This is a genomic window from Limnohabitans sp., from assembly GCF_040401135.1.
In the GTDB taxonomy this organism is placed as follows: Bacteria; Pseudomonadota; Gammaproteobacteria; order Burkholderiales; family Burkholderiaceae_C; genus Limnohabitans.
The window spans coordinates 148,000-174,237 of sequence record NZ_JBBAOV010000001.1 but is presented as its reverse complement, the minus strand read 5'-3'; the positions used below and the strand labels follow the sequence as shown (position 1 = coordinate 174,237).

The window sequence follows — 26,238 nt, the reverse complement described above, 5'->3', positions numbered from 1 at the left end:
GATGTGTCTCCTTTTATTTGAGCGCTAGGCCCAAAACTTGAAGGTAAGCAATCACCGCTTGCATCTCGGTTTTACCCGTGACGTCTTCTGATGCTTTGGCAATTTCTTCATCGGTGTAAGGCACGCCTACTTTGCGCAACGCAGACATATTGGCAGGCACTTGCGCTGCATCCACCATGTTTTTTGACAACCAGGGGTACTCAGGCATGTTGGACTCAGGCACCACATCACGCGGGTTGTTCATATGCACGCGATGCCATTCATCGCTGTACTTCCCGCCCACGCGGGCCAAGTCTGGACCCGTGCGCTTGCTGCCCCATTGGAAGGGGTGGTCATACACTGACTCGCCAGCCACTGAATAGTGACCGTAACGCAATGTTTCTGCGCGGAATGGACGAATCATTTGTGAGTGACAGTTGTAGCAGCCTTCACGGATGTACACATCGCGCCCCGCCAGTTGCAGCGGGGTGTAGGGCTTGACGCCCGTCACGGGTTCGGTGGTGGACTTTTGAAAGAACAAAGGTACGATTTCAACCAAGCCGCCAAAAGAGACGGCAAGCAAAATCAACACGATCATCAAGAAGTTGTTGGTCTCCACGCTGGCGTGGGAGAAGCCTTTAGAATTTTTATCAGACATGTGTTTCTCCTCAGGCGTGAGCAGGTGCTGGAATTGACACGACAACGGTGTTACCGCTGGTGACTGTCTTAACGACGTTCCACAACATGATGAGCATGCCGCTTAAGTACAGCAAGCCACCGACCACACGAATCACGTAGAACGGATAAGTGGCTTTGACAGACTCAACAAAGGTGTAAGTCAATGTGCCGTCAGCGTTGATCGCGCGCCACATCAAACCTTGCATCACACCAGCAATCCACATCGCAGCGATGTACAACACAATGCCGATGGTTGCCAACCAGAAATGCACCTCGATCGCCTTCACGCTGAACATTTCCTTGCGGCCAAACAACTTTGGAATTAAGAAGTAGATCGAGCCCATAGACACCAAGCCCACCCAACCTAAAGCACCTGAGTGCACGTGGCCAACGGTCCAGTCTGTGTAGTGACTCAAAGCGTTCACCGTTTTGATAGCCATCATGGGGCCTTCAAAGGTGGACATACCGTAGAACGACAAAGAGACGATCAAGAAGCGCAGAATCGGGTCGTCACGCAGTTTGTGCCATGCGCCAGACAAGGTCATGATGCCGTTGATCATGCCGCCCCAGCTGGGAGCCAACAACACCAATGAGAACACCATGCCCACAGACTGAGTCCAGTCAGGCAAGGCGGTGTAATGCAAGTGGTGAGGACCCGCCCACATATAAGTGAAGATCAAAGCCCAAAAGTGAACGATCGACAGGCGATACGAGTAAACAGGACGACCTGCTTGCTTAGGGATGAAGTAATACATCATGCCTAAGAAACCAGCAGTCAAAAAGAAGCCTACCGCGTTATGGCCATACCACCACTGCACCATGGCGTCTTGCGCGCCAGCGTAGGCAGAGTAAGACTTCATCAGGCCCGAAGGAATCGCAGCGCTGTTGACAATGTGCAGCAAAGCCACCGCAATGATGAACGCACCGTAGAACCAGTTGGCCACATAGATGTGCTTGACCTTACGCGTGCCGACTGTGCCGAAGAAAACCACTGCGTAGGCTACCCACACCACAGCGATCAAGATGTCGATAGGCCACTCCAGTTCGGCATATTCCTTGCCCTGGGTAAAACCCAAAGGCAAGCTAACCGCCGCTGCCAAGATAACCAACTGCCAACCCCAAAAAGTAAACGCCGCCAGCTTGGGCATAAACAAAACGGTATGGCATGTTCGCTGCACCACGTAATAGCTGGTTGCAAACAAAGCGCAACCGCCAAACGCAAAAATGACGGCGTTGGTATGCAAGGGACGCAAGCGACCGTAGCTCAGCCAAGGGATGCCAAAGTTCAGTTCGGGCCAAGCCAATTGAGAAGCGATGATCACGCCTACCAACATGCCTACCACGCCCCAAACCACTGCCATGATGGAAAACTGCCGCACAACGGTGTCGCTGTAGACGGCTTGCTCTTGAGAGTTCATCGGTCACCTTTCATTATTGGAATCAGTATCCTCAAAGAAGACCGAGGAGTTATTGATTCAAATCAATCGTCCCGAAGAATACGCTCGCCTTCTTGCTCCAAGCTGTCAAATTGCCCCTTGTAAATAGCCCACCAGAGGCCCGCCAAGATGATGAGGACCAACAAAACCGAAAGAGGGATTAGCAAATACAAGATATCCATCAAAATCCTTTGGTCAGTCGCAATGAATTCAATACAACCCATAAAGAGCTAAGCGCCATGCCAAGTCCAGCCAGCCAAGCAGGCAACAAGCCCACCACTGCCAACGGCACGCACAAAGCGTTGTAGGCAGCAGCCCACACCAAGTTTTGCTTGACCACCCGCAAGGTTTGCCTTGCCAGCTTGATACTTTGCGCCACCACCAACAAACTCCCCCCCATCAAGACAAAATCGGATTTGGACTGGGCCAAGGGCACAGCATTGCCGAATGCCATAGACACATGCGCACCGGCCAGGACAGGGCCATCGTTCAGGCCATCACCCACCATCGCCACCCGCGCGCCTTGCGACTGCGCAGCCTGCATACGTGAAAGCTTGTCTTGCGGTGTGCACGCGCCGAATGCTTGGGAAATGCCAACCTCTAGTGCCACATGCTGAGCTGATGCAGGCAGATCACCCGACAACAACCACACGTCTACATTAAGGCTTTTCAAGGCTTGCACAGTTTGCGCCGCATCAGCGCGAACATCCTCAGACAGTTGCCAGCTGGCTAACCACTCGGTTGGTGTGCATAAGTGAACTTGGCAAACCTTTGCAGCGTCAGGGATGGGCTTGGCTTGAGGGGTACAAAAAGAGGCGCTTCCCAAACGCACCACAACATCTGCGCGACCTTCTATCCCTTGTCCAATTATTTCGTTGACATCTTGTATGCCAAGACTTACCCCTGAGTCGGACACCTCATGCGCTTTGACCAAGGCCCGCGACAAAGGGTGCAAAGAATGCTTGGCTAACGCAGCAGCCAAACTTAAGGCGTAGGCTGGCGTTACGCCCGCAGCCGTCATCACCTGCGTGATGCGCTGTCCGTCTTGCGTGAGCGTGCCGGTTTTGTCAAAGATCACCGTGTCAATTTCAGCCAAAGACTCAAGGGCTTGCAGGTGACGCACCAGCACGCCGTTGCGCGCTAGGTTGCCAGCCGCAGCCAACATGGCGGCCGGCGTGGCCAGCGACAAAGCGCACGGACAAGTCACCACCAGCACGGCCACGGCCACCATCAGGGCGTGACCAGGGTTGGTCGGCCACCAATAGACGGCAGACAAAGCCGCAAGCAACAACACCCCAATTAAAAACGGCTTGGCTATACGGTCCGCCAGTTGCGCCAAGCGCGGCTTTTGCAGCGAGGCGTTTTCCATCAATGACACAATTTGCGAAAACTGTGTGCCCTCTCCCACCTGCACCACCCGCACCGTGACGATGCCGCTGAGGTTGTGGCTACCTGCTACCACCATGTCACCCACGCCACGCGCTTGTGGGCGCGACTCACCCGTCAGCAAGGCTTCATCGGCCAAGGTTTGCCCTTGCAAAATCACGCCGTCGACGGGGAAACTCTCCGAGGGTGCGACACGAATTACATCGCCCACCATCAATCGGCGCACGGCCACGCGTTCAAACGTGCCACTGGGCAGTTGTCGCGCCACGCTGTCGGGCAGGCGGTTCATCAGCGCCTCCAGCGCTCCTGCAGTGCGGTCACGCACACGCAACTCTAGCCATCTGCCTGTCAGAAGGAAAAACACAAACATGGTGAGCGAGTCGTAATACACCTCAGCACCAAACACGCCCTCGGGCTCAAACGTAGCGATGGAGCTGAGTAAAAATGTAATCACCATGCCCAAGGCCACAGGCAAATCCATGCTCACACGTTGTGCGCGAATGTCACGCATGGCGTTGCTGAAAAACGGCCCGCACGAAAACAGCATCACAGGCAAGGTCAACACCCACGAGGCCCAACGCAACAAGAACACCATATCGGGCGTGATGTCTCCCTCACCGGCCACATAGGCGGGGAAGGCATACATCATCACTTGCATCATGCAAAAACCTGCCACCAGCCAACGCCACAGAGCGCGGCGCCCCTCTTCGATGCGAGCCAAGCGCAAGCTGCTGTCTGCCGCGGGCAAAGCCCCATAACCGGCCCTGGCAATGGCCGCCATCCAGTCAGAAGGCTTCACCGCATTGGCTGACCAAACCACTTTGGCACGGTGTGTTGCCGCATTGACTTCAGCCGAGCGGATGCCAGGCACAGCCAGCAAGACCTCTTCCACAGTGAAGGCGCAAGCAGCGCAATGCATGCCTTGAATCACCAGGTGTGAATCCCAGCAATCATCGTTGTCTTGAGACGAATTGGCTTTATGCGGCTGGCTGAATCGCAACCACTCTTGGCGGTCATCCAGCAGCGCGAAGTTTGTGTGATCAGAATCCATAAGTGGCCTAGCCTAACGGGTTCACCTGATCAAAACTTGACATGGGTCAAGCTATGTTGCGCCAACGCGAGTAAGCTGAAAAGCGAACCAACACAAGGAACAGTTTATGTACAAACGAATTATGGTGGCCACAGACGGCTCCACGTTGTCTAAAAAAGCCATCACCAGCGCCATTGAACTGGCTGCGCTCAGCGGCGCTGAACTGATTGCTGTCAAAGTAACACCTCGCTATCCGCAAAGCTACTTTGAAGGCTCATTGCCTTTGAGCGCCGAAGAGGTTTCAAAAATTGAAGCGGGTTGGACAGACGGCGCACAAAAAGTGTTGGACTCTGTGCTGAAAGCCGCCAAAGCCAAAGGCGTAAGCGCCAAAGCGGTGGTGGTGAAATCTGACATCGTGTCTGACGCCTTAATTGCAGCCGCCAAAAAACACAAAGCCGACTTGATCGTGATGGCCTCGCACGGTCGACGTGGGATCAAGCGTTTGCTGCTGGGCAGCGAAACACAGCAGGTTTTGACACATGCCAACTTGCCTGTGTTGGTGCTGCGCTGATTTATTAATACTTGCGTTGTCAAAAGCCCAGCTCAAAGCTGGGCTTTTTTATTTGCGTGGTGTTCAGCACCTCTTCATAAAAAGTTCTTGGTATGCTGTGAATATGCATTTGATATCAAGACTTTTTCGAAGTTTGTACAAGACAGTCAACTTGACTGGCTTATGTTTGGTCTTTGTCAGCCCCCTAGCCTCTGCAGATGAACTTACGACGCTACAAAAAATCTCGCCTACAGAAGCACAAACGCTGCGCACCTTACTTCAGCAGCCCCAGCCTGAAGGGCTGACCACCCAATCGCTCAACCAGTGGTACCAAAATCAAGATGCAGCGGCATTTAAGTTAGGCGACCCGAATGAGCAAGCTCGCGTTCTTCGGGCATGGCTTGCTGCTTCGCCAAACATTGATGCCAAGTGGACTCTAGGCTCTTTTTTGATGTCCAACTCCAGCAACACAGCGGAGGGCTTCGCGCTAATGGAAGATGTGCTTCGCGAGCAAAAACATCCGGTGCACATGGTTCGTATTCGATCTCGCATTGCCGAGGGTTTCATTGAGGAGCACCAGCTAAAAAAGGCAAGTGCCTTACTAGAAGAAGCTGGCGCAATCATCCCTAAGGATTTTGGAAGATACAGGAATAACGCTATTGGCTACTGGTCTGTGCGCGCAGAAATGGAATATCACAAAACCAAGGCCAGACTATTGATGCGACAAGGGCATTTTGATGCCTCCATCGCAGAAGCAAAGGTAGCTCAAAGCAAAGGGTTTGAACTTAAAAAGTGGGAAAACTTCGTCGCAGACAGACAGATTCAATATGGTAGATCGTGGCACGCAAGCTCTGCTTTAGAAGTCGCCGTTTCTCAAATAAGTGCTGGAAAAGTCTACGAAGCAGAAGACTCTCTCAGGGAAGCATTAGCCCTTTACAAAAAATACCAGTTCACAGAAGAACAAATGACTCATGTTTACCGTTGGGTCTCAGATCTCTATTTTGCTCAGGGCCGCTACAGCGATGCATTGCGGCTTGCACATAAAGTTCGTGACATCCAGATCAAATCAGGCCTCTCGGAGGGAACTGCGCAAGCTATCTGGACACGAATGCGAATTAACAAAAATCTTGTAGCACAGAAAAAATGGCAAGAAGCGATGATCGAGTTCGAGAGCATTGACCAAGCTGTTGGAAGCAACGAACGACTCAAACCAATCGCAAGAATGGTTGATTTAAGGAGCTTGACTCTCCTGAACAATGGACGCGTCAATGATGCGGTGAATCTGTTCAGAGGTTCCTTAAATTTCACCATCAACAACTTCGGCGCTGAACATTACTTCACAGCCTTTAAGCGCGGCCTCTACGGCATGGCACTGGCTAAAGATCCTGCACGCCAAGAATTAGCCCTTACCGAACTTGCTCAAGCGACCCGCAATCTGAGCGCTCCTGACAGCTTGTCAAACCAATTCGAAGAGTCCCCTTTTCGTTTGGCGCTTCGTCAAGACATTTACAAAACTTACATTCGTTTGTTAGCGCAAAACCAAGCCACTCAACCAAACGCAGCCGCCCTCGCCTTTGCAGCATCAAACCACCTGATGGTCTCTTCTGTTCAGCAAGCTATCTCAGATGCTGCGGCTCGCGCAGCCATCAAAAAACCAGGCTTAGGTCAAGTTGCGCGACTAGACCAAGACGCCAAAACTGAACTGTCAACCTTGTACGGTTACATCACGGCGCAGGCAGGCGAGTCACAACAACAAAAACTCAACCCCGAGGTGGTCAACGCCATGCGGCAACGGGTGATAGAGATTGAAACTACTCGTCGCGGCTACAAAGCCCAAATACAAAAAGAGTACCCAGAATATTTCCAACTTTTGCAACCCAAAGCCCCTTCACCCGCAGACATTGCTCAGCTGTTAGGCAGTCAAGAGGTTTTGGTCAGCATTGTTCCCATGGAAGACGAAACCTATGTTTTCGCCATAGACAAGACGGGGCAAACGCGCTTGCACCGCAGTGCGATCAATCAAAAGCAAATTGCTGAAGCTGTCAAAGCACTTCGCACCACTTTGGATGTGGCAGACCGAGGCAGCAAAGCTCCTCGGTTCAATTTTGAAAAGTCTTACCTGCTCTACCAACAACTGCTCAGCCCGATAGAGGGCATGTTGTCGGGTAAAGAGCACTTGATCGTCGCCACCTCGGGGGCGCTGGGACAACTGCCCTTTGCCGTATTGGTCAAACAAGCTTGGGCCAAAACTGATCACGCGCAAGCCCCTTGGCTCATTCGAGACATAGGCATCAGCCATGTGTCGTCATCCAGTGCATGGGTAGCGCTGAAGGAGCTAGCCAAAACGCCCTCAGGCAGTAAACCCATGATGGCTTGGGGCGACCCCAGCTTTGCAGTGAATGCAAACTCCACCAGCGGCAAGACAACGGTAAGGGCTATGTTGAATCAGCATGCCGCCTATGCGGACATCGAGAAAAACTCGGTCAACCAACTGCAATATGCCTCCTTGCCTCCGTTACCAGAGACGCGTGATGAAGTGTTGTCACTCGCCAAACTTCTAAACGCCGACCTCAAAACTGATGTTTTTCTAGGTGAGCAAGCTACACGGGAATCCGTGATCAAGGCCAGTGAGGACGCCAAGCTCTATGACCAACAAATTGTGGTCTTTGCAACGCACGGCTTGCTCCCCGGCGACCTTCCTAAATTAGAGCAACCTGCCTTAGCCATGTCGGCTGTGACGGACCCAAACAGCTCACCACTGCTCACGCTCGAGGATGTGATGGGTCTGCGCCTCAATGCAGACTGGGTGGTTCTGTCTGCTTGCAACACAGCGGGGGCTGACGGCAAGGTAGAAGAGGCTTTGTCAGGTCTGGCTAGGGGATTCTTTTATGCGGGGAGCCGAAGCCTGTTGGTGACGCATTGGTCGGTCGAAAGTGAAAGCGCCATGAGACTCACCACACGCACGTTTGAGGCTTACAAAAAACAACCTCAGATCAGCCGTGCACAAGCACTCCGTCAATCGATGTTGCATCTGATGCAAACCCCGGCTTACGCGCATCCCACATTTTGGGCGCCTTATGCCTTGGTGGGCGAAGGCGCACGGTAAGCGCTACTCAATAGCCATATTTTGCAAGCCCTTCAACTTTATCTGGCACGGCAAAACCACCTTGTGGTTCGATGGGTGATTGTTTGTTTGATCGCAATGCTGTCTGTATTTCGGGTGGTTCAACTCAACAGTGGCATTGGTTTTGATCCGCAAAGTTATGACCAACTGGTCAAGCGACGTGTTTGGGGACCAGAAGTTGATCCTCAAATCGTCATTGTCGACATTGATGAACGCTCTCTTGACAAGATGCGCGGAGAGTTCGGACGTTGGCCGTGGCCAAGAGAAACTTTGGCTGGAGCGCTTGAATGGTTGAATCAAAAAGGCGCAAAGGTGGTGGTGTTTGATATTTTGTTTGCTGATCCAGACACCTTAAATCCGGCTTCAGACATCGCCTTCGTTGACGCTATCAAAAAAAGTTCCAATAGCTATTTTCCAATCCTTCGACTCAACCCCAATAATGACACGCTGAGCCAAGTCACTGCTAACCAATTGCTGGGTTTTACCAGCCTAATTGACCCGTCCAAATCGCAGACACCGCCTACCCTTGCGGTCGTAGCCCCTGCTTTTGAAGCACTGGTTCAAACGCAACGATTGGGCTTTCACAACATTTATTCTGACGAAGATGGTGTCAACCGTAGCTACCGCCTTTGGGAGGAGAAAGAGGGGTGGCGACTATGGTCTTTGCCTGCACGTTTGGCCAACGATTTGGGATGGGTACTACCCGATCACCCGCGACAACTGATTCATTTCACAAGAGAAAAAGCAGCCTACACACAGATCTCCTTTTCTGAGGTGTGGGCACTGAGCCAAAGCATGAAAGGGCAAGAAAAAGACCCTCGCTTTGAAAATTCGATTGTCATCATTGGCTCCACTGCGACCAGCCTTTTCGACGTCAAAGTCACCCCGATAGATACCACGCACCCTGGCGTGATGATTTTGGCTAATGTGATTGATAACCTCAAAAATCAAAGCTTCTTAAAAACAGCTTCTGCCTGGCTTCAATTGCTCGTCGCGTTGATCGGTCTGGCCATTGTGGTGTGGGCGAGTACCAAAATCAGAGAAGACCAAATGAAGTGGGCCGCCCCCGTTGCGCCAACCGTCTTTTTGGGAATTGGGTTTGCAAGCTTGCATAGCGGCACTAACGTGTATTGGGATTTGGCACAGTCGGCCTCCAATGCTTTGCTTTTTTTCACTTTTTGGGCTGTTTACTTGAACTGGCGTACAAGCTTTTACGCAAAAAGTACGTTGAATGAATCCTCAACACAATGGGGAAGCTCTGCAGTTGTCAAAGTAGATTTCCTACAAACGCATATGCAGTCTGTGATTGACAAGCTAAGCCAAGGCAAGCACGACCTCTCTGTTGCTCGCATTGGCGTTGTCAATCAATTGCCTCATGAGGGTTTGGGGCTAATTCATATTGCTTTGAGCGGCGACAGCCAAGACCTTAAAGAGTTGATACTCAACATGCAAGGTACTGCACCCGATCCGTTTGTCAACTCTTGTCACTTTGCACCTTTAAACTGCAATAAATTTTGGGATCGTATTTGGTCCGACATACAAATGGCTGAACAACACTGGAGATCACCTCATGAAAAACTCTCAATTGCGTCAACATAGCATCTTGGCTATTGCGCTCATTGCACTTCAATTTTGTTTCGTGCTTCCTGCGACTGCCAACGAAACAGAGACCAAACGCATCATTGAGGCCCTGAAACCAGATGAGGGCGCGAAAGTTAAAACGCGGGGTTTGCGCAATTTGCAAGTTGAGCAAACTGGCCAAGACGCAAGCGCAGCACAAAAATTTGTCTCGCTAACCATTGGATTCAAATTCAATTCTGCAGATATCTCCACAGAAAGTGCAGAAACGCTTGGCTCGCTTGCAAAAGCTCTGAAGTCAGATCAACTGGCCACACTTGAGTTCATGATTGAAGGCCACACAGATGGCAAAGGCACCCCAGACTACAACATGAAGCTGTCCAACCAGCGTGCGGCAAGTGTGAAGACTTACCTTGAAAAGCAAGGTGTAGCAGCCAAACGTATCCGATCTCAAGGCAAAGGCGACACAGAGCTTGCCAATGTGGATGATCGATTTGCAGCAGAGAACCGTCGCGTCAAGATCATCACGCTGAACCCTTAATTTCCGCGCAACTGAGACTTTCACATGTACCCCTACTTCGCCAACTTCAAATCGCCACGTTTGGCTCAGTTGCTGCTTATCAGTGCTTGGATCTTTGCCAGTGTTCACGCCGCTGCAGAGCCCATGACTGTGCTTCGCGCAACTGAGCTCAAGGCGGATCGTTATATTGACGCTTCCAGCTTGGCTCAACTGAGTGCAGGCCAAACAGTAGAGAGCATCAAGATTGAGGCAGGATGGGTACAAATAAAGTCGGGCGATAAAACAGGTTGGGTCCGCGCCTTGGCAGTCAAAGGCAGCAATACAGCTCAAATAGCCACAGCATCCAGCCTTGATTCTGGTCGTTCAGGTAACAACAACAGCATGGTCACCACGGGCATCAGGTCTGTACCCAAAGCCTCACGTCATGCACTCATCATTGGAATTGGCGAGTACAGCGTGAACGGTGTCACACCACTCAAAGGCGTTACGCATGACATGCAAAGCGCCAGAGTGATTTCGCAAGCCATGTCTATTCCTGAAGAAAACATCACCTACCTCAGAGATAGCAAAGCCACTGCCTCTGAAATTCGACGTGGCATTCAAGACCTCGATGCTCGGGTCCGTCCAGGCGATCGCGTGTTTGTTTACTACTCCGGACATGGCACACGTTGGCTAGATACATCAAGAAACAACAACGGCCAGTGCATGGAAGGCTTGCTCGCGAGCGATGGCTTCGCCGTCACCAACATTGAGATGAGTGACCTGTTGTCGCCAATCGCCAAGAAAACAGACAAATTAATGGTGTTTTATGACTCTTGTCACTCGGGGGGCATTGCCAATCAACCCCTTCGAACAAGATCAATTAATCTTGCTGGTACTTCGCTGACGCCAAAGTTCAGCAACCTCAGCCTAGAAGCATGCGCGAAACCGTCGAATATGCGCACACGCTCCATCAGTACCGAGCTTGGCAGCAAAGGAATTTTTCCAGAAAATATTGTTTCCATTGCAGCTTCTCGTCCTGATGAGGTTTCATTTGACAACCCATTGACCGGTGGTATGGCCACAGTTGCTTGGCGCGATTGCATGTTGGGCAAGGCCAAGGATTTAGATCAAAGCGGCAGTCTGAGCGTTGAAGAGATCACTAGCTGTGCCCAAGTTAACTTGACTCAATCCCTTGCCAATCAGCCAGATATCTTGGGACAGAACATGACCATTGGTGGGAACAAAGCATTTATCCCATCCTTCCAAGTCGCATCGATTGCCCCTGAACCCGTCGTACCATTGCAAACAGCGCAGCCCACTTCTGCAAATGCGCCACTTGCGAACGACACACCAGCCACTGCTCTAGTTGCTCCATCTGCAACGCCAAGCCTCCCGCAACCCACATTGCAGGCCGTCAAACCACGTGATTTGTTGGCACAAATTCATGCTCAACGGGATGCGTCACGCACATTAAGCGCATTAGCCAATCCAAAGCGGATGCGTATCTTGCAAGACCCGTTGCGATTGAGCGTTAAGTCTGAACGAGCTGGTTACGTCTATGTGGCGCTGGCTGGGTCTGATCAGAAAAGCCTTTATTTACTCTTTCCTAACAGCTTGGATGGAAACAACCGCATCGAAGCAAACCAAACCATCGAGTTACCAAAATCAGGCTGGAGAATCACGGCAGCCGGGCCCAAAGGTGTCAATACGGTGCTGGTGTTGGTCTCAGACTCGCCGCGAGACTTGTCGCAATTGGACGGAGAAAAAGCAGGTCCGTTTCTGAAAACACTGCTCAATACAGAAGGTAAAAGCAAACTGCAGTGGTTACTCGCCAATTCAGAAAATCAAGACCAACAAGCCTGCCAGACAGGCGGGGCGAAGCGCAATTTATTGGTGGGCCAAGATTGCTCTGATGGATTTGCCTCAGCTCTTGTTGAAATTGAAGAGGTGGAAGCTAAATAATCCTCAAGGCTTGGTCGCGTTTGCATTAATTGGGACCAACCATTTGTAGATGGGTGCAGACCTGATATCTTGAAGCGATCCGTCCACGTTCTCGATCAACCGGTTTGCACCGCCTAAAGTCTTCTGCGTCTGCACCAACGACTTTTCAAGTTCCATCATCGTGTCTCTCGTCTGACCAAGCACCGCCGGTAAGCCTTTCTTTTCATCCCCCAACTGCTGCATGGTGCGGTTTGTCTGTTCTAAGGATTGAAGCGTTTGACCAAGAACGGCTGGCAAACCTTTTTTATCATCGCTTAACTGTTGCATGGCGCGGCTGGTCACTTCAAGTGTGTGAACCGTTTGCTGCATGACCTCTCTCGACTGACCCAAGCTAGCTTGAATGCCATTGGCAGGATCTGACAATTGATTCAATAACAGCTGAACTTTTTGGAGCAAGGGATCAAGTCTTTTCGTGACATCAGCAGTCACATCATCTTTGATGATGTGGATCTGATCCATCGACCGCAAAGCTGCCTGGTTGCTTTCATCCCTGATCAAAACCAGTTCAGTTGTGACAATTTTTTCCTTGGAAATCTTTAAGACAGAACCCTGCGTCATAAAACCAGCATGCTTGTGATGGATTTGCAAAGTGCTGTCAACCTTGCCTGTTGGCAAAAGTTCAAGCTGAGTCAACCTTCCAAGCTCAAAACCCTTGTAAGTCACTTTCATACCTTCAAAAAGTCCGGAGGCTGACTCGACGTCTGCTCGCAAAATTAATTTTGATTCAAACATGCCTTTTAAATTAATCAAATAGCCAACGACCAAAACCATGCCAACTATGGTTAGCGTCATGCGCCAGCGAAAACTATTAGTCATTTTTTAACTCCATACACACCATCTATATCTAAATCAACATATCTGTCAGTTCCACAGCAACAATGACTGCAAAACCTAAGGTCGTGAAACGGGACATCAACATGTAAAGCTGATCAGGACGGCTTTTCAAAAGACTTGTTTCGATAAAAGTCATGACACTCAAGACTATGGCTAACACGGCCATTCTTAATACCGCATGCAACAAGTTGAACAGATCAAAATCCATCCAATAAGCGTCCCACACTGGATGTGCGAATCCACTGAGGGCTTGCATAAGCCCTAGCCAAAATCCAAACATCACGGCCACAAAAAACCAGGCCCACCCAATCAAACAAACGAGCGCGCAAGCCAAGGCAAAAGAAACCGCTTGATGCCCTTGCGTCCATTCAGCCCTGACCTCTGCATCCGTTGAGAGTTGGAAGCCAACCCTCAGCAAAATGAACAAAGACACAAAAAAAGTTGGGATGTGTCCAAACAAAGAATAGGTAATGAGTTGGTGAACAAACGTTTGATCAATGGCTGTACTTTGTTGGGACAAAAGTCCAAAGACATATCCAATGCCAGTTCCCACAACCAATGCAAACCAACCGCAACCTCGCGCCAGTGTCTCAGCGGAATGGAAGATTAAACGCATGCGATAGATATCTAAAGTAGCGTTAGTTCACTTTTTTCTTGAAGGTGAGCTTGCCAACGACCACCTCACCGCGCGCATTGCGCTCTAGACTGATGATTGCATCTCGGCCTTTCACGGCACGCGTCATTTCTGAATCACGAAAATCGCTAACTGCTTTAATCGCATCCCAAAGGCCGCCCATCAAGCCAATCAATGCCAAGGGGTTCTTCGGGACCAACTCATTCGGCGGTGGCTCAATTTCAACTTTACCTCCGTTTTTTTCAACCGCATTGAGCCATTTTTGCAGCCGATCTGGCGTGCTGTTGGGGCTTACCTTTTCGTACATCACAACTTTGATCTCAGGCTCAGATGTATGGAGCGCACGATACAGGTCTTGATCAAATTTTTTAATATCAATAAACATGACCTCTTGCTTGACTGACTCTGAGTGATTAGCTGCAGAGGTGGTCAAGGGAGTCGTGGTGTCTGTTTGGCAAGCTGCCAAACTACCTAACAAAAATAAAACGCTGAACTTAAGGGCGCTTTGGTAATTCATAAAAAGCCTCTGCATTAATAGAAGATTGCCAAATCTAACATCAATGTATGAAACGCAATTTTTACCCGCAAAAGCTCAAGCAATCGCGAGCTTTGCCGCATCGTACTCACGTTTGAGTCTTAGCACCAACTCAGCCGTCGGGACCACTGCTTTGACTGCGCCAATACCTTGGCCGCAACCCCAAATATCTTTCCAAGCTTTTTGCGCGGCGCCGCCAAAGTTCATTTGACTGGGGTCGCTCTCTGGCAAATGTTCGGGATCTAAGCCCGCTTTACGGATGGACGGCGCCAAGTAGTTGCCGTGCACACCCGTGAACAAATTACTCAACACAATGTCGTCCGATGTGCCGTCCACCACGGCTTGTTTGTAGTCCTCAGCTGCACGCGCCTCGTCGGTCGCAATAAAGGCTGAGCCTATGTAGGCAAAGTCAGCGCCCATGGCTTGCGCGGCCAGCACCGCGCCACCCGTGGCGATTGAGCCGCTCAAAGCCACAGGGCCATCAAACCATTCACGAATTTCTTGGATCAAAGCAAACGGACTCTTTACCCCTGCATGACCGCCAGCGCCAGCGGCGACTGCGATCAGGCCGTCAGCGCCCTTTTCAATCGCCTTCTTGGCAAATTTGTTGTTGATGATGTCGTGCAACACAATGCCGCCGTAGCTGTGGGCGGCCGCATTCACATCTTCACGCGCACCCAGCGAAGTGATGATGATGGGCACCTTGAACTTCACACACAGCGCCATGTCGTGCTCTAAACGGTCATTGCTTTTATGCACGATTTGGTTGATAGCAAAAGGTGCTGCCGGATGGTCTGGGTGATCGCGGTCGTGCGCAGCCAACGCTTCGGTGATTTCAATCAACCACTCTTCGAGCTGCTCAGCGGGACGCGCGTTCAGCGCTGGCATAGAGCCCACCACGCCCGCTTTGCACTGTGCAATCAACAACTTGGGGTTGCTGATGATGAACAAAGGCGAAGCAATAACGGGGAACTTGAGCGATTGCAACACCGGAGGTAAACGCGACATAACAAACCTTTTTAAAACGCGTCCAGCGCCAACTCAGTCACACTGTCCGCGCCGTCCACAATGCTGTCGCGCATGCCTGGCACTTGGGTCAGGATGTGGTCTGCATAGAAACGGGCAGTGGTGATTTTGGATTGCATGAACACGGCCTCATTGCCTTTGGCCAACTCAGCCTCGGCCACCAACAAGGCTCGGCCCATTTGCCAGCCTGCCACCAAATTACCCGTGAGCATGAGGTAAGGCACGCTACCAGCAAACACGGCATTGGGGCTGGCTTTAGCGCCGGACACCACGAAGTCGACCACATTCAAAAAGGCTTCACGCGCCGCCTTCAAGCGCTCAGCCACTGCCTTGGCGTTGGCGCTGCCACTCTTAAACAAGTCGGTTTCGGTGTTGGCAATTTGCGCCGCAATGCCTTTGGCAGTTTGGCCACCATCGCGGCCTGTCTTGCGACCAATCAAGTCGTTGGCTTGAATGGCGGTGGTACCTTCATAGATGGTCAAAATTTTGGCGTCGCGGTAGTACTGCGCAGCACCGGTTTCTTCAATGAAGCCCATGCCGCCGTGCACCTGCACACCTAGGCTGGTCACTTCCAAACTCATTTCGGTGCTGAAGCCTTTGACCAGTGGCACCAAGAACTCATAGAAGGCCAAGTTGTCTTTGCGCGTGTCGGCATCGGGGTGATGGTGAGACGCGTCGTATGCAGCAGCAGCCACTGTCGCCATCGCGCGGCAACCTTCGGTGTAAGCGCGCATGGTCATCAACATGCGGCGCACATCGGGGTGGTGAATGATGGGCGCGCTGGTTTTCATGCTGCCATCGACTGGGCGGCTTTGCACTCGGTCGCGTGAGAAGGCCACCGCTTTTTGGTAAGCACGCTCGGCAATGGCAACGCCTTGCACGCCCACGGCGTAACGCGCGGCGTTCATCATGATGAACATGTATTCGAGGCCACGGTTTTCTTCACCGACTAGGAAGCCCACCGCACCACCATGATCGCCATACTGCAACACCGCTGTGGGGCTAGCTTTGATGCCCATCTTGTGCTCGATGCTCACGCAGTGCACATCGTTGCGAGCGCCCAAAGAGCCGTCTTTGTTCACCATGAACTTTGGCACCACAAAAAGGCTGATGCCCTTCACGCCTTCGGGCGCACCTTGCACGCGGGCCAACACGAGGTGGACGATGTTCTCGGCCATGTCGTGCTCACCGTAGGTGATGTAAATCTTGGTGCCAAACACTTTGTAGGTACCGTCTGGCTGTGGTTCGGCGCGGGTGCGCACAGCGGCCAAGTCTGATCCTGCTTGTGGTTCGGTCAAGTTCATCGTGCCGGTCCACTCACCAGAGATGAGCTTGTGGAGATAAGTGGCTTTCAATTCGTCAGAGCCAGCCGTCAGCAAGGCCTCAATCGCACCGTCGGTCAACATGGGGCACAGGGCAAAGCTCATGTTGGCCGAGTTGAGCATTTCGCCGCACGCAGCGCCAATGGTCTTGGGCAAGCCTTGGCCGCCAAAGTCGGCAGGGTGCTGCAGACTTTGCCAGCCGCCTTCGCAATACTGCTGATATGCCTCTTTAAAACCGGACGTGGTGGTGACGTGACCGTCTTTGAAGAACGATGGGTTCTTGTCGCCTTCCCAGTTCAAAGGCACGAGCACAGACTCGTTCAACTTGGCACATTCTTCAAGAACGGCTTGGGCTGTTTCCACACCCATGTCTTCGAACGCAGGAATTTGGGCCACTTGTTCAAGGCCTGCCAAGTGCTCCATGTTGAACACCATGTCTTTGATGGGGGCGATGTAGCTCATAAGGTTGCCTTGTCAAATAGGGATTAAAGCGCTGCGACCAACTCTGGCACAGCCACAAACAGGTCAGCTTCCAAACCGAAGTCGGCCACGCTGAAGATCGGCGCCTCTGGGTCTTTGTTGATGGCCACGATGACCTTGCTGTCTTTCATACCGGCCAAGTGCTGAATCGCACCGCTGATGCCGCACGCCACATACAACTGCGGCGCCACGATCTTGCCGGTTTGACCCACTTGCAAATCGTTGGCGGCATAGCCTGCGTCCACCGCAGCGCGGCTGGCACCAATGGCAGCACCGAGCTTGTCGGCCAGCGGAACCATGATTTCATCAAACTTCTCTGAGCTGCCCAATGCACGGCCACCTGAGACGATGATCTTTGCTGCGGTCAGCTCTGGACGGTCGTTCTTGGTGACTTCGCGGCCCACAAAACTGCTCTTGCCTGAATCGACTGAGGCAGCCACTATTTCTAAAACGGCTGACCCCCCAGTGGCGGCAGCTGCGTCAAAACCAGTCGTACGCACGGTGATGACTTTCACAGCATCGATCGATTGGACGGTGGCAACTGCATTACCTGCGTAGATGGGGCGCTCAAAGGTGTCTGGGCTGTCCACCTGGGTGATGTCGCTGATTTGGCCCACGTCCAATTTGGCTGCCACGCGAGGTGCCACGTTTTTGCCGTTGGCTGTGGCGGGGAACAAGATGTGGGTGTAGTTGCCCGCTGAGTTGGCAATAAGTGACAACACCTGCGCGGCCATGTTCTCAGCCAAACCCGCCTCAAGCGTTGCGCCATCAGCGTGAATCACTTTGCTTACACCAGCGATTTGCACAGCAGCAGCTGCGGCGGCACCAGCGTTGTGGCCAGCCACCAGCACATGCACTTCAGCGCCAATGGCGGCGGCGGCTGTCACGGTGTTCAGTGTGGCGGGCTTGATGGATGCGTTGTCGTGTTCTGCAATAACGAGGGATGTCATGTTCGTATGTCCTGCACTTGTGTTCTTTAAATGACCTTGGCCACGTTCTTAAGCTTGTCCACCAAAGTGGCAACGTCTGGCACCTTGATGCCGGCGCTGCGTTTGGCAGGCTCCATGACTTTGAGGGTTTTGATGCGAGGAGTCACATCCACGCCGAGGTCTTCAGGCTTGAACACATCGAGTTGTTTTTTCTTGGCCTTCATGATGTTGGGCAAAGTGACGTAGCGGGGCTCGTTCAAGCGCAAGTCGGTGGTGATGACAGCGGGTAGGCTGACAGAAATTGTTTCTAATCCGCCATCCACTTCGCGAGTCACGCTGGCTTTGTCAGCCGTCAGCTCAACCTTCGAGGCAAAGGTGGCTTGCGGCATGTCTGCCAAAGCCGCCAACATTTGGCCGGTTTGGTTGCAGTCGTCGTCAATTGCTTGTTTACCCAGAATCACCAAGCCAGGCTGCTCTTTGTCCACCAAAGCTTTGAGAAGCTTGGCCACTGCCAAGGGCTGCAACTCTTCAGCGGTCTCGACCAAGATGCCTCGGTCTGCACCAATAGCCATCGCAGTGCGCAAGGTTTCTTGGCATTGGGTTACGCCACAAGAGACGACGATCACCTCGGTCACCACGCCCTTCTCTTTAAGGCGCACGGCTTCTTCCACCGCAATTTCGTCAAAGGGGTTCATGCTCATCTTGACGTTCGCAATGTCGACGCCCGAGTTGTCCGACTTGACGCGGACCTTGACGTTGTAGTCCACCACGCGTTTGACAGCGACCAAAACTTTCATGGCAAAAGCTCCAATTTTTTAGAATTAAACAGATTGACGTTTACGTAAACGTCACATTGTAGAGATGAAAGCAGACACATGATCGAACGACCGTGCTTTTTCAGGGAAGACCCTATAAAAATAAGCTTTTATAGCGTTCAGCGTTGAGGCGTCAAATATCTGCCAACACACGCACATGTGCTTCAACGCTTCGACTCAGCGAGCTTAAATCGTAGCCGCCTTCTAAACACGACACGATGCGCCCTTGCGAATGACGCGCTGCGATGTCACGCAATCGATGGGTGATCCACGCATAGTCTTGCTCGGTCAAGCCCATCTGGCCCATATCGTCTTCACGATGCGCATCAAAACCTGCGCTGATAAAAATCATTTCGGGTTTGAATTCTTCTAAACGGGGCACCCAATGCGTTTCGATCAACTCGCGGATTTCCTTGCCCTTGGTGTAGGCAGGCACGGGAATGTTGACCATATTGGTAGCAGGGTGCTCGGTTCCACTGTGTGGATAGAAAGGATGTTGGAAAAAGCTAACCATCAAAACGCGATCATCACCACTCAAGATGTCCTCGGTACCGTTGCCATGGTGCACATCAAAATCGACCACCGCCACGCGCTTCAAGCCATGGCGCTCTAGGGCGTACTTGGCTGCAATGGCGATGTTGTTAAAAAAACAAAAGCCCGCCGCTTTGTTGCGCGAGGCATGGTGGCCGGGTGGGCGAATGGCACAAAATGCGTTGGCCAGTTCACCCGCAATCACCGCATCGGTGGCCGCTACAGCTGCACCCGCAGAAGCTAAGGCCGCTTTCCAAGTGAAGCTATTGATTTTGGTGTCCGAGTCCAAGTGGTCATAACTAGGCCCGCCTGCGGCCATGTCTTCCACCAGTTGTTCAGACAGGCCACGCAAGGACGCAATATACATACGGTCATGTGCCAGCTCGATATCGGCCAGCGGCGCTTCTGGCGCCTCAATGGCGGTGAGGCCCACATCGACACCGCTGATGAGCAAACGGTCGTGGATGGCGCTGAGTCTTTCGGGGCACTCAGGGTGCCCCTCGCCCATCTCGTGCTTCGTGCAAAAGGAATGCGTGTAATAGCCTGTTTTACTCATCTTGTCTGCCTCTATCTTCTGGAAGTCAGCTTAACATGGAGGCCCAGCCTTTCCCCTTGTTGATACTGCGTGAAAACACAAACAACCCCGTTTTACATGGCTTTGCAGCCGAACCTTGCGCTGCGTCAAATTACCGCTGCGTTGTTACTGTTGGCCGCATTTACGACTCACGCATCAACAAAATCTCATCCGAAAGCACACAAAACTGCTTCGCTCAAAGCGGCCACCCACAAAGCATCGACCAAAGGCCCAGCCTACGGTAAAACCTCAGAGGTCATTGCACTGGCCGACGAACTAGCCCAACAATACAGCCTGCCCAAAGTGTGGGTGCGCGAGCAAATCAGCAAAGCGCAGCGCCTCAAAAGCGTGCCAAAGATGGTGTTACCGCCCAGTGTGCCCACCGCCAAAAATTGGCGTGTCTACCGCGAACGATTCATCGAGAGCCGACGCATCGACGCGGGAACCGAGTTTTGGCAAACCCACCAAAGCGCCCTCGCCCGTGCCGAGCAAACCTTCGGCGTGCCCGCCGAAATGATTGTGGGCGTCATTGGCGTAGAAACCTTCTACGGCCAAAACATGGGCAACTACCGCGTACTCGATGCCTTAACCACGCTCACCCTCAACTTCCCGTCGGCACACCCACGCGCAGCAGAGCGCCAAGCTTTTTTCAAATCTGAGCTGGGACACTTCTTGGCGCAAGCCCACAACCAAGGCGATGCCAGCGCCAAAGGCAGCTTTGCGGGTGCCATGGGTTGGCCGCAGTTCATGCCATCAAGCACCGCCAAATTTGCGGTGGACTTTGATGGCGATGGTCGCATTGACCTTCGCAACAACCCCGTGGACGCCATAGGCTCAGTGGCCAATTACTTCAAAGCCTTCGGCTGGCAAACCGGTATGCCCACCCACTACCCCGTGGGTTTTGACGAAACGCGCTTAGACAAACCCACCCTTTTGGCCCCTGACATCTTGCCGTCTTTCAGCGTCAGCAACTTCACCGCCAAAGGTGCGGTGCTGGACGAGCAAGCGCAAAAACACATCGGGCCACTGGCTTTGGTTGAATTGTTCAACGGCGACGACGCACCCAGTTACGTAGCGGGCACTGATAACTTTTACGTAGTGACCCGCTACAACTGGAGCAGCTACTACGCGCTGGCTGTCATTGAATTGGGACAAGCTGTGAAAGCAAATCGAGCTTTGACCTTTCCGCAATCCAACGCGCGGTGAGCCGCTGAATGAGCCAAAACCCGTGAACCCGCTGAACCCCAAAAAACTGCACTTAACCAAATGGACGGCGGTCAAGCCCGTGGCCAAACAAAAGCACTTTTTGGTCAGCCGAGTGATTCAACCGGCTTTGCCCGAAGATCCGATTGAGTTGGTGGAAATAGAAGCGGTGCTAACGAAAGTCACTCAGGTCATTGCGTGGAGTGATTTAAAAAACGATGCGGTCTGGCTTCAAGGATGGGTTTGACAGGGATGCGAGTTAGTCAGATTGAATACGATCAGACGCCATGACCTTTGATATAAGTTTCAAGAAACTTGATCTGGCTGCCCTGAAGTTCAATGATATTTTTAACAAGGTCTCCCACTGATATGACGCCAACCACCTTGTTTGCTTCAAGAACTGGCAAGTGCCTGATGTGCTTGTGAACCATGATCGCCATGCACTCATCTAATGAGTTCGAAAGTGCCACCGTCAGCGGGTTAGGTGTCATGATTGTTGAGACCGCAACCTGCGCGGGATTGTGATGGGGCAACAACACTTTGATGGCGCAATCGCCCTGAGAAACAATGCCCTTCAGTTCGCTTTCATCAATGACTAAGACAGACCGAACGCGGTGATCGCGCATGATTTTTAAGGCAATGTCTACGGGGTCAGACGATCGAACAGAAAAAATGGTGCTTGCTTTTTGATCAATAATTTTTTTTACAGTAGTCATGCAAATCCGCCTTAAAAACTCAATTCCTTTTAGCTTTAGCCTAATCAATTGGGCCCTGACCCAGTTGCCCTGTCCAGCTTGCTTAATATTAACTGGAACGTAGACACTCAATCTTTAGGCCGTTCCCGCTTGTCGGGAATTTCACGCACCACCACATCTTCAATCACATCTAACTTGGCGTTCGGACGCTGTACGTGCCCCTGCTCTTCACGCCGTTGTCCCTCGCTGCTGGGAGCACCCCCAGACCAGCGGGCGCTTTGACCTGGCTGCATGCCTTTACGGAAAGCTTTTATTTGCTGCCACATCATCACCACTTGTGGCTTTTGACCCGTGACCAGCCAACGCACAGAGGCAAATGTCACATACAAGGCAAGCCAACACAGCACGCCCAAAGTGAACAATAGAGCGAAAGCCATGCCGATCAAAGTGAGTAAAAAACGCGTGAGAAAAGCCATGACTTGATGTTACTGCGCCAAAGCCCAGTGCACGTGTTCACGCACCACCTCGCTGGGGTGCGATAGGCAGGCTTGCAGCGCTTGGCGCAACTCGGCGCGATCAATGGCAGCTTCATCCACATGGCGAAGCGCATTGCCCGCCGCCACCGCCAAGTTGCGCAACCAGCGCACATGGCCAATGCGGCGAATAGGGCTGCCCTCGGTGTAGCACAAAAAATCTGTTTCGCTCCACGCCAATAAGCGCGCCATGTCTTGGCCCACCAAACCTGAGCGAACATCGAAGTCCGGCAAGCTAGAGGCTTGCGCAAACTTGTTCCAAGGACAAATCAGCTGGCAGTCATCGCAGCCGTAAATGTGGTTGCCCATTAAAGGGCGCAGCGCTTCGTCAATGGAGCCGTCGTGCTCAATCGTCAAATACGAAATGCATCGGCGAGCATCCACCAAGCCGGGCGCGATGATGGCTTGCGTGGGGCACACATCGATGCACGCGGTGCATTCGCCGCAGTGGGCAGTGATGGGTTCGGAAGCGGGCAAGGCCACGTTCAGAAAAATTTCACCCAAGAAAAACATCGATCCTGCTTCTCGGTTGAGCACCAAGCTGTGTTTGCCGCGCCAGCCTTGGCCGCTGCGGGTGGCCAGCTCGGCCTCGAGCACGGGAGCCGAATCGGTGAAAGCTCGGTATTCAAAGCCGTGGGGCTTTAAGGCATCAGCCAGCAAGGCGTCAATTTGCTGGGCGAGTGTGTCAAGCCTATTACGAAGTACCTTGTGGTAGTCGCGACCGCGGGCGTAGACCGACACCACTGCCTCGGCAGGGTTGCGCAAGCGCAGCCATTCGGCCTCTTGCCAGCCCTCGGCCATGTCGCGCGGCAGATAGTTCATGCGGGCGGTCAGCACACTCAAGGTGCCCGGCACCAGCTCGGCAGGGCGTGCCCGCTTCATGCCGTGGCGGGCCATGTAGTCCATGCTGCCGTGAAAGTTTTGCGACAGCCAATTTTGCAAATGCGGCTCGGCCGAAGATAAGTCCAAAGGGGCCACTGCAATTTGAGAAAATCCTAGTGTTTGCCCTAGAGCCTGAATTTTCGTGAGCAACAATTGGTAATTGATTGACAACTTACACCTTTGAATAATTCCACCATTGTAAAAACTCTTGTTTGGCCCGATGAGGCCGCCACTGCCGCGTTTGCAACGCAGATGGCCGCGGCATTGACACGCGCCAACTTGAACGCTTGTATCGCTTTGCACGGCGATTTGGGCGCAGGCAAAACCACGTTGGTGCGCCATCTGCTTCGCGCTCTGGGCGTCCAAGGCAATATCAAAAGCCCTACCTATGCCGTCGTCGAGCCCTACACAGTGACCGCAGGCGAAGTGTGGCACTTTGACTTTTACCGCTTCAGCGACCCTCGCGAGTGGGAGGACGCTGGCTTTCGCGACATCTTTGCCAGCGCGGGTTTGAAGCTGTGCGAATGGCCACAAAACGCTGCGGGCGTGATGCCCACACCCGACCTGGAACTCGACATCCAAGTGTGCGACGACGAACAGCGCCAAGTGACCATCAACGCGCGCTCTGCACGCGGGCAGGAGCTAATGGCATGACGCAGCAACACGGCATTCAGCGACGCAGCCTTTTGCAAGGCGGCACGCTCGCGTTGCTTCTGGGTGGTACCGACATTGCGTGGGGTTCCAGCATCGTGGCGGTGCGCGTGTGGCCCGCAGCGGCCTACACGCGCGTGACGATTGAAAGCGACATGGCGCTCAAAACTGTGCCCATCTTCGTGGCCAACCCACCGCGCTTGGCGGTGGACATTGAAGGCATCGAGCTCAACCCTGCCCTCAAAGAGTTGGTGGGCAAAGTGCGCTCGGACGACCCTTACATCACGGGTGTGCGCGTGGGCCAATTTGCCAACAAAACCGTACGCTTGGTACTGGACTTGCGCCGTATGGTCCAGCCGCAGGTGTTTAATTTGATGCCCGTGAAAACTGGCAACACACAGTACCAACACCGCTTGGTGCTGGACCTCTACCCGTCAGAGGTGGCCGACCCGCTTGAAGCCTTGATCGCTGACAAACTTAAAGGCGGCACCACCTACAACGCGCCGTCGATGACGGCCACGCCGACGCCGCCCCCCGGGTCGAAACTCGGCACCCATGCTGACCCTGTAGGCGATTTGATGGCCAAGCCCAACGCGCCGTCTGAGCTAACCTTTCCAGCGGCATCTGCAGCGTCTGCACCCATCACCACCGCCGACTCCGTGAATCAAAGGCAGGACGGCGAGCGCTTCATCATCGTTGCCTTGGACCCCGGCCACGGCGGCGAAGACCCAGGCGCCATTGGCCCCAGCGGTACACGCGAAAAAGAAGTGGTGCTGAAAATTGCACACCGCCTGCGCGACCGCATCAACAACACCGTGATCAAAACCAAGCAAGGCAACTTGCCTATGAGGGCCTACCTCACGCGGGACGCCGACTACTTTGTGCCGCTGCAACAGCGCGTTGAAAAAGCCAGACGCGTGCAGGCAGATTTGTTTATCAGCATCCATGCCGATGCGTTTCAAACCCCTCAAGCCAAAGGGGCCAGTGTGTTTGCACTGAGCGATGGTGCGGCTTCGAGTGCCGCCGCCAAGTGGATGGCCAAGCAAGAAAACCGTGCCGACTTGATTGGTGGCTTGAACATCAAGAGCCAAGATGCCGCCGTGCAACGCGCCCTGCTCGACATGAGCACCACCGCGCAAATCAAAGACAGCCTAAAGCTCGGCAGCGCGATGCTGGGGCAGATCAAACACATCGGCAAACTGCACAAAGACCGCGTCGAGCAAGCGGGCTTTGCGGTACTGAAAGCTCCCGACATTCCCAGCGTCTTGGTAGAAACCGCCTTCATCAGCAACCCCGAAGAAGAAAAACGGTTGGTCAGCCCCCAATACCAAAACGACTTGGCCGATGCGCTGATGAAAGGCATTGAACGCTACTTTTCACGCAACCCGCCGCTGGCCAAAACACGCAACACCTAACGCAATGACCGACACACCCACACAACCACGCAACCCCTTGCATGGCAAAACCCTAGAAGCCCTCGTCACCGAACTGGCGGACTGCTACGGATGGGATGGTTTGGGCGAGCGCATCAACATCCGCTGTTTCACGCACGACCCAAGCGTGGGATCAAGCCTGAAATTTTTACGCAAAACACCTTGGGCGCGCGACAAGGTGGAGAGCTTGTATTTGTTCATGCTGCGCGACATGCGCCGCGAGGAACGCGGGTTTTAATCGGCCTTCACTTGCGCTGAGCGTGACGCTTTCCAAGACCCATACAAAGTCAATGCACCCGGAATAAAAATCATCGCCCAAATGATTTTGTCTAAATTTGCTTTGACCCAAGGAAAGTTACCAAAGAAATAACCTACCGTCACGATGCCGCCCACCCACAAGGCGCCACCCGTGACGTCATAAAAGGTGAACTTGCGACGCGTCATCTGCGCCACACCAGCCACAAACGGCGCAAAGGTGCGCGCAAACGGCATGAAGCGCGCAGCAATCAAAGTCACACCACCATAGCGCTCGTAAAACGCATGGGCTTGGTCAAAGGCGCGGCGGTTGAAAAACTTGGAGTCTTCCCACCCAAACACCTTGGGGCCAAAGAAGCGGCCAATGGTGTAGTTGGTCTGGTTGCCCGCGACTGCCGCGATGAAAAGCAGCGTCACCGACAAGCTGTAATCCATCAAGCCCACACCACACATGGCGCCCACCACAAACAGCAGCGAGTCGCCAGGCAAAAAGGGCATCACCACCAAGCCTGTCTCGACAAAGATGATGAGGAACAACAAGGCATAGACCCAGGTGCCGTAGTTCGTCACGAAGGTCTCCAAGTGGCGGTCCACATGGAGGATGAAGTCGATCAAGAAGGTAATAATTTCCATAGGTTGCAT

26 protein-coding genes are annotated in these 26,238 nt (G+C 52.8%); 10 read left to right on the top strand and 16 right to left on the bottom strand.

Features of this window, described 5'->3' with window-relative positions; all coding sequences use genetic code 11:
• Positions 1–13: 13 nt before the first annotated feature.
• The 4 genes from ccoO to ABWP81_RS00840 all read right to left on the bottom strand — a co-directional run bounded on the left by ccoO (position 14) and on the right by ABWP81_RS00840 (position 4,530).
• The gene (gene ccoO, locus ABWP81_RS00855; protein WP_353138308.1) at positions 14–637 is read right to left on the bottom strand and encodes a cytochrome-c oxidase, cbb3-type subunit II; all 624 of its coding nucleotides are present in this window, start codon (positions 635–637) and stop codon (positions 14–16) included.
• 10 nt (positions 638–647) lie between these two features.
• A complete protein-coding gene (gene ccoN, locus ABWP81_RS00850) occupies positions 648–2,075 on the bottom strand; it encodes a cytochrome-c oxidase, cbb3-type subunit I (protein WP_353138305.1) in 1,428 nt (475 codons plus the stop codon).
• 62 nt (positions 2,076–2,137) lie between these two features.
• Positions 2,138–2,275, bottom strand: a complete 138-nt coding sequence (gene ccoS, locus ABWP81_RS00845; RefSeq protein WP_353135342.1) for a cbb3-type cytochrome oxidase assembly protein CcoS — start codon at positions 2,273–2,275, stop codon at positions 2,138–2,140.
• A complete protein-coding gene (locus tag ABWP81_RS00840) occupies positions 2,275–4,530 on the bottom strand; it encodes a heavy metal translocating P-type ATPase (RefSeq protein WP_353138302.1) in 2,256 nt (751 codons plus the stop codon). The genes ccoS and ABWP81_RS00840 overlap by 1 nt, the downstream gene beginning before the upstream one ends.
• Before the next feature lie 106 nt (positions 4,531–4,636).
• Here ABWP81_RS00840 and ABWP81_RS00835 point away from each other — a divergent pair, with 106 nt between their 5' ends.
• The 5 genes from ABWP81_RS00835 to ABWP81_RS00815 all read left to right on the top strand — a co-directional run bounded on the left by ABWP81_RS00835 (position 4,637) and on the right by ABWP81_RS00815 (position 12,225).
• Positions 4,637–5,080: a universal stress protein gene (locus ABWP81_RS00835; protein WP_353135348.1), complete on the top strand. Its 444-nt coding sequence runs from the start codon at positions 4,637–4,639 to the stop codon at positions 5,078–5,080.
• A 1,219-nt stretch (positions 5,081–6,299) separates the two neighbouring features.
• Positions 6,300–8,165 (top strand): CHAT domain-containing protein, encoded by a 1,866-nt coding sequence (locus tag ABWP81_RS00830; RefSeq protein WP_353138299.1) that lies wholly within the window; start codon positions 6,300–6,302, stop codon positions 8,163–8,165.
• Positions 8,166–8,186: 21 nt separating this feature from the next.
• Entirely contained in the window at positions 8,187–9,782 is a 1,596-nt protein-coding gene (locus tag ABWP81_RS00825; RefSeq protein ID WP_353138296.1) for a CHASE2 domain-containing protein, read from the top strand.
• Entirely contained in the window at positions 9,754–10,302 is a 549-nt protein-coding gene (locus tag ABWP81_RS00820; RefSeq protein ID WP_353138293.1) for an OmpA family protein, read from the top strand. The genes ABWP81_RS00825 and ABWP81_RS00820 overlap by 29 nt, the downstream gene beginning before the upstream one ends.
• Before the next feature lie 123 nt (positions 10,303–10,425).
• Positions 10,426–12,225 carry a DUF4384 domain-containing protein gene (locus ABWP81_RS00815; protein ID WP_353138290.1) on the top strand — a complete coding sequence of 600 codons (1,800 nt, stop codon included), beginning with the start codon at positions 10,426–10,428 and terminating at the stop codon, positions 12,223–12,225.
• A 3-nt stretch (positions 12,226–12,228) separates the two neighbouring features.
• Here ABWP81_RS00815 and ABWP81_RS00810 read toward each other — a convergent pair whose 3' ends face one another.
• The 8 genes from ABWP81_RS00810 to ABWP81_RS00775 all read right to left on the bottom strand — a co-directional run bounded on the left by ABWP81_RS00810 (position 12,229) and on the right by ABWP81_RS00775 (position 19,926).
• Complete coding sequence (locus ABWP81_RS00810; protein ID WP_353138287.1) at positions 12,229–13,080, bottom strand: MlaD family protein; 852 nt, start codon at positions 13,078–13,080, stop codon at positions 12,229–12,231.
• A 28-nt stretch (positions 13,081–13,108) separates the two neighbouring features.
• The gene (locus ABWP81_RS00805) at positions 13,109–13,714 is read right to left on the bottom strand and encodes a hypothetical protein (RefSeq protein WP_353138284.1); all 606 of its coding nucleotides are present in this window, start codon (positions 13,712–13,714) and stop codon (positions 13,109–13,111) included.
• 22 nt (positions 13,715–13,736) lie between these two features.
• The gene (locus ABWP81_RS00800; protein WP_353138281.1) at positions 13,737–14,165 is read right to left on the bottom strand and encodes a hypothetical protein; all 429 of its coding nucleotides are present in this window, start codon (positions 14,163–14,165) and stop codon (positions 13,737–13,739) included.
• A 159-nt stretch (positions 14,166–14,324) separates the two neighbouring features.
• Positions 14,325–15,275, bottom strand: coding sequence for an NAD(P)H-dependent flavin oxidoreductase (locus tag ABWP81_RS00795; RefSeq protein WP_353138278.1), 951 nt, complete (start codon positions 15,273–15,275; stop codon positions 14,325–14,327).
• A gap of 11 nt (positions 15,276–15,286) precedes the next feature.
• Positions 15,287–17,077: an acyl-CoA dehydrogenase gene (locus ABWP81_RS00790; protein WP_353133955.1), complete on the bottom strand. Its 1,791-nt coding sequence runs from the start codon at positions 17,075–17,077 to the stop codon at positions 15,287–15,289.
• A gap of 23 nt (positions 17,078–17,100) precedes the next feature.
• Positions 17,101–18,045, bottom strand: coding sequence for an electron transfer flavoprotein subunit alpha/FixB family protein (locus tag ABWP81_RS00785; RefSeq protein ID WP_353138275.1), 945 nt, complete (start codon positions 18,043–18,045; stop codon positions 17,101–17,103).
• Positions 18,046–18,071: 26 nt separating this feature from the next.
• Positions 18,072–18,821: an electron transfer flavoprotein subunit beta/FixA family protein gene (locus ABWP81_RS00780; protein WP_353133949.1), complete on the bottom strand. Its 750-nt coding sequence runs from the start codon at positions 18,819–18,821 to the stop codon at positions 18,072–18,074.
• A 151-nt stretch (positions 18,822–18,972) separates the two neighbouring features.
• A complete protein-coding gene (locus ABWP81_RS00775) occupies positions 18,973–19,926 on the bottom strand; it encodes a histone deacetylase family protein (protein WP_353133946.1) in 954 nt (317 codons plus the stop codon).
• 96 nt (positions 19,927–20,022) lie between these two features.
• On the opposite strand from ABWP81_RS00775, the gene mltB reads away from it, so the two are divergent.
• Positions 20,023–21,150: a lytic murein transglycosylase B gene (gene mltB / locus ABWP81_RS00770; RefSeq protein ID WP_353138272.1), complete on the top strand. Its 1,128-nt coding sequence runs from the start codon at positions 20,023–20,025 to the stop codon at positions 21,148–21,150.
• Between the two features lie 22 nt (positions 21,151–21,172).
• Positions 21,173–21,394 (top strand): TIGR02450 family Trp-rich protein, encoded by a 222-nt coding sequence (locus ABWP81_RS00765; protein WP_353138269.1) that lies wholly within the window; start codon positions 21,173–21,175, stop codon positions 21,392–21,394.
• A gap of 31 nt (positions 21,395–21,425) precedes the next feature.
• On the opposite strand, the gene ABWP81_RS00760 is transcribed toward ABWP81_RS00765, so the two are convergent.
• The 3 genes from ABWP81_RS00760 to queG all read right to left on the bottom strand — a co-directional run bounded on the left by ABWP81_RS00760 (position 21,426) and on the right by queG (position 23,407).
• Positions 21,426–21,863: a CBS domain-containing protein gene (locus ABWP81_RS00760; RefSeq protein ID WP_353138266.1), complete on the bottom strand. Its 438-nt coding sequence runs from the start codon at positions 21,861–21,863 to the stop codon at positions 21,426–21,428.
• A gap of 107 nt (positions 21,864–21,970) precedes the next feature.
• The gene (locus tag ABWP81_RS00755; RefSeq protein ID WP_353138263.1) at positions 21,971–22,318 is read right to left on the bottom strand and encodes a hypothetical protein; all 348 of its coding nucleotides are present in this window, start codon (positions 22,316–22,318) and stop codon (positions 21,971–21,973) included.
• Positions 22,319–22,327: 9 nt separating this feature from the next.
• Positions 22,328–23,407 carry a tRNA epoxyqueuosine(34) reductase QueG gene (gene queG, locus ABWP81_RS00750; protein WP_353138331.1) on the bottom strand — a complete coding sequence of 360 codons (1,080 nt, stop codon included), beginning with the start codon at positions 23,405–23,407 and terminating at the stop codon, positions 22,328–22,330.
• Between the two features lie 30 nt (positions 23,408–23,437).
• On the opposite strand from queG, the gene tsaE reads away from it, so the two are divergent.
• From tsaE to ABWP81_RS00735, 3 genes are read left to right on the top strand one after another with little or no spacing between them, the layout of a single operon-like run.
• Positions 23,438–23,911 carry a tRNA (adenosine(37)-N6)-threonylcarbamoyltransferase complex ATPase subunit type 1 TsaE gene (gene tsaE / locus ABWP81_RS00745; protein ID WP_353138260.1) on the top strand — a complete coding sequence of 158 codons (474 nt, stop codon included), beginning with the start codon at positions 23,438–23,440 and terminating at the stop codon, positions 23,909–23,911.
• On the top strand, positions 23,908–25,323 hold the full coding sequence (locus ABWP81_RS00740) for an N-acetylmuramoyl-L-alanine amidase (protein WP_353138257.1): 1,416 nt from the start codon (positions 23,908–23,910) through the stop codon (positions 25,321–25,323). Before tsaE ends, ABWP81_RS00740 begins: the two co-directional genes overlap by 4 nt.
• Before the next feature lie 4 nt (positions 25,324–25,327).
• Complete coding sequence (locus ABWP81_RS00735) at positions 25,328–25,579, top strand: VF530 family protein (protein ID WP_353133913.1); 252 nt, start codon at positions 25,328–25,330, stop codon at positions 25,577–25,579.
• On the opposite strand, the gene ABWP81_RS00730 is transcribed toward ABWP81_RS00735, so the two are convergent.
• On the bottom strand, positions 25,576–26,229 hold the full coding sequence (locus ABWP81_RS00730) for a DedA family protein (protein ID WP_353133910.1): 654 nt from the start codon (positions 26,227–26,229) through the stop codon (positions 25,576–25,578). The two genes, ABWP81_RS00735 and ABWP81_RS00730, sit on opposite strands and share 4 nt — an antisense overlap.
• Positions 26,230–26,238 lie beyond the last annotated feature (9 nt).

What these genes read in the sequence shown, in the direction of transcription:
- ccoO (WP_353138308.1), bottom strand. Translation starts at nt 637, where the DNA reads ATGTCTGATAAAAATTCTAAAGGCTTCTCCCACGCCAGCGTGGAGACC.
- ccoN (WP_353138305.1), bottom strand. Translation starts at nt 2,075, where the DNA reads ATGAACTCTCAAGAGCAAGCCGTCTACAGCGACACCGTTGTGCGGCAG.
- ccoS (WP_353135342.1), bottom strand. Translation starts at nt 2,275, where the DNA reads ATGGATATCTTGTATTTGCTAATCCCTCTTTCGGTTTTGTTGGTCCTC.
- ABWP81_RS00840 (WP_353138302.1), bottom strand. Translation starts at nt 4,530, where the DNA reads ATGGATTCTGATCACACAAACTTCGCGCTGCTGGATGACCGCCAAGAG.
- ABWP81_RS00835 (WP_353135348.1), top strand. Translation starts at nt 4,637, where the DNA reads ATGTACAAACGAATTATGGTGGCCACAGACGGCTCCACGTTGTCTAAA.
- ABWP81_RS00820 (WP_353138293.1), top strand. Translation starts at nt 9,754, where the DNA reads ATGAAAAACTCTCAATTGCGTCAACATAGCATCTTGGCTATTGCGCTC.
- ABWP81_RS00815 (WP_353138290.1), top strand. Translation starts at nt 10,426, where the DNA reads ATGACTGTGCTTCGCGCAACTGAGCTCAAGGCGGATCGTTATATTGAC.
- ABWP81_RS00810 (WP_353138287.1), bottom strand. Translation starts at nt 13,080, where the DNA reads ATGACTAATAGTTTTCGCTGGCGCATGACGCTAACCATAGTTGGCATG.
- ABWP81_RS00805 (WP_353138284.1), bottom strand. Translation starts at nt 13,714, where the DNA reads ATGCGTTTAATCTTCCATTCCGCTGAGACACTGGCGCGAGGTTGCGGT.
- ABWP81_RS00795 (WP_353138278.1), bottom strand. Translation starts at nt 15,275, where the DNA reads ATGTCGCGTTTACCTCCGGTGTTGCAATCGCTCAAGTTCCCCGTTATT.
- ABWP81_RS00790 (WP_353133955.1), bottom strand. Translation starts at nt 17,077, where the DNA reads ATGAGCTACATCGCCCCCATCAAAGACATGGTGTTCAACATGGAGCAC.
- ABWP81_RS00785 (WP_353138275.1), bottom strand. Translation starts at nt 18,045, where the DNA reads ATGACATCCCTCGTTATTGCAGAACACGACAACGCATCCATCAAGCCC.
- ABWP81_RS00780 (WP_353133949.1), bottom strand. Translation starts at nt 18,821, where the DNA reads ATGAAAGTTTTGGTCGCTGTCAAACGCGTGGTGGACTACAACGTCAAG.
- ABWP81_RS00775 (WP_353133946.1), bottom strand. Translation starts at nt 19,926, where the DNA reads ATGAGTAAAACAGGCTATTACACGCATTCCTTTTGCACGAAGCACGAG.
- mltB (WP_353138272.1), top strand. Translation starts at nt 20,023, where the DNA reads ATGGCTTTGCAGCCGAACCTTGCGCTGCGTCAAATTACCGCTGCGTTG.
- ABWP81_RS00760 (WP_353138266.1), bottom strand. Translation starts at nt 21,863, where the DNA reads ATGACTACTGTAAAAAAAATTATTGATCAAAAAGCAAGCACCATTTTT.
- ABWP81_RS00755 (WP_353138263.1), bottom strand. Translation starts at nt 22,318, where the DNA reads ATGGCTTTTCTCACGCGTTTTTTACTCACTTTGATCGGCATGGCTTTC.
- ABWP81_RS00740 (WP_353138257.1), top strand. Translation starts at nt 23,908, where the DNA reads ATGACGCAGCAACACGGCATTCAGCGACGCAGCCTTTTGCAAGGCGGC.
- ABWP81_RS00735 (WP_353133913.1), top strand. Translation starts at nt 25,328, where the DNA reads ATGACCGACACACCCACACAACCACGCAACCCCTTGCATGGCAAAACC.
- ABWP81_RS00730 (WP_353133910.1), bottom strand. Translation starts at nt 26,229, where the DNA reads ATGGAAATTATTACCTTCTTGATCGACTTCATCCTCCATGTGGACCGC.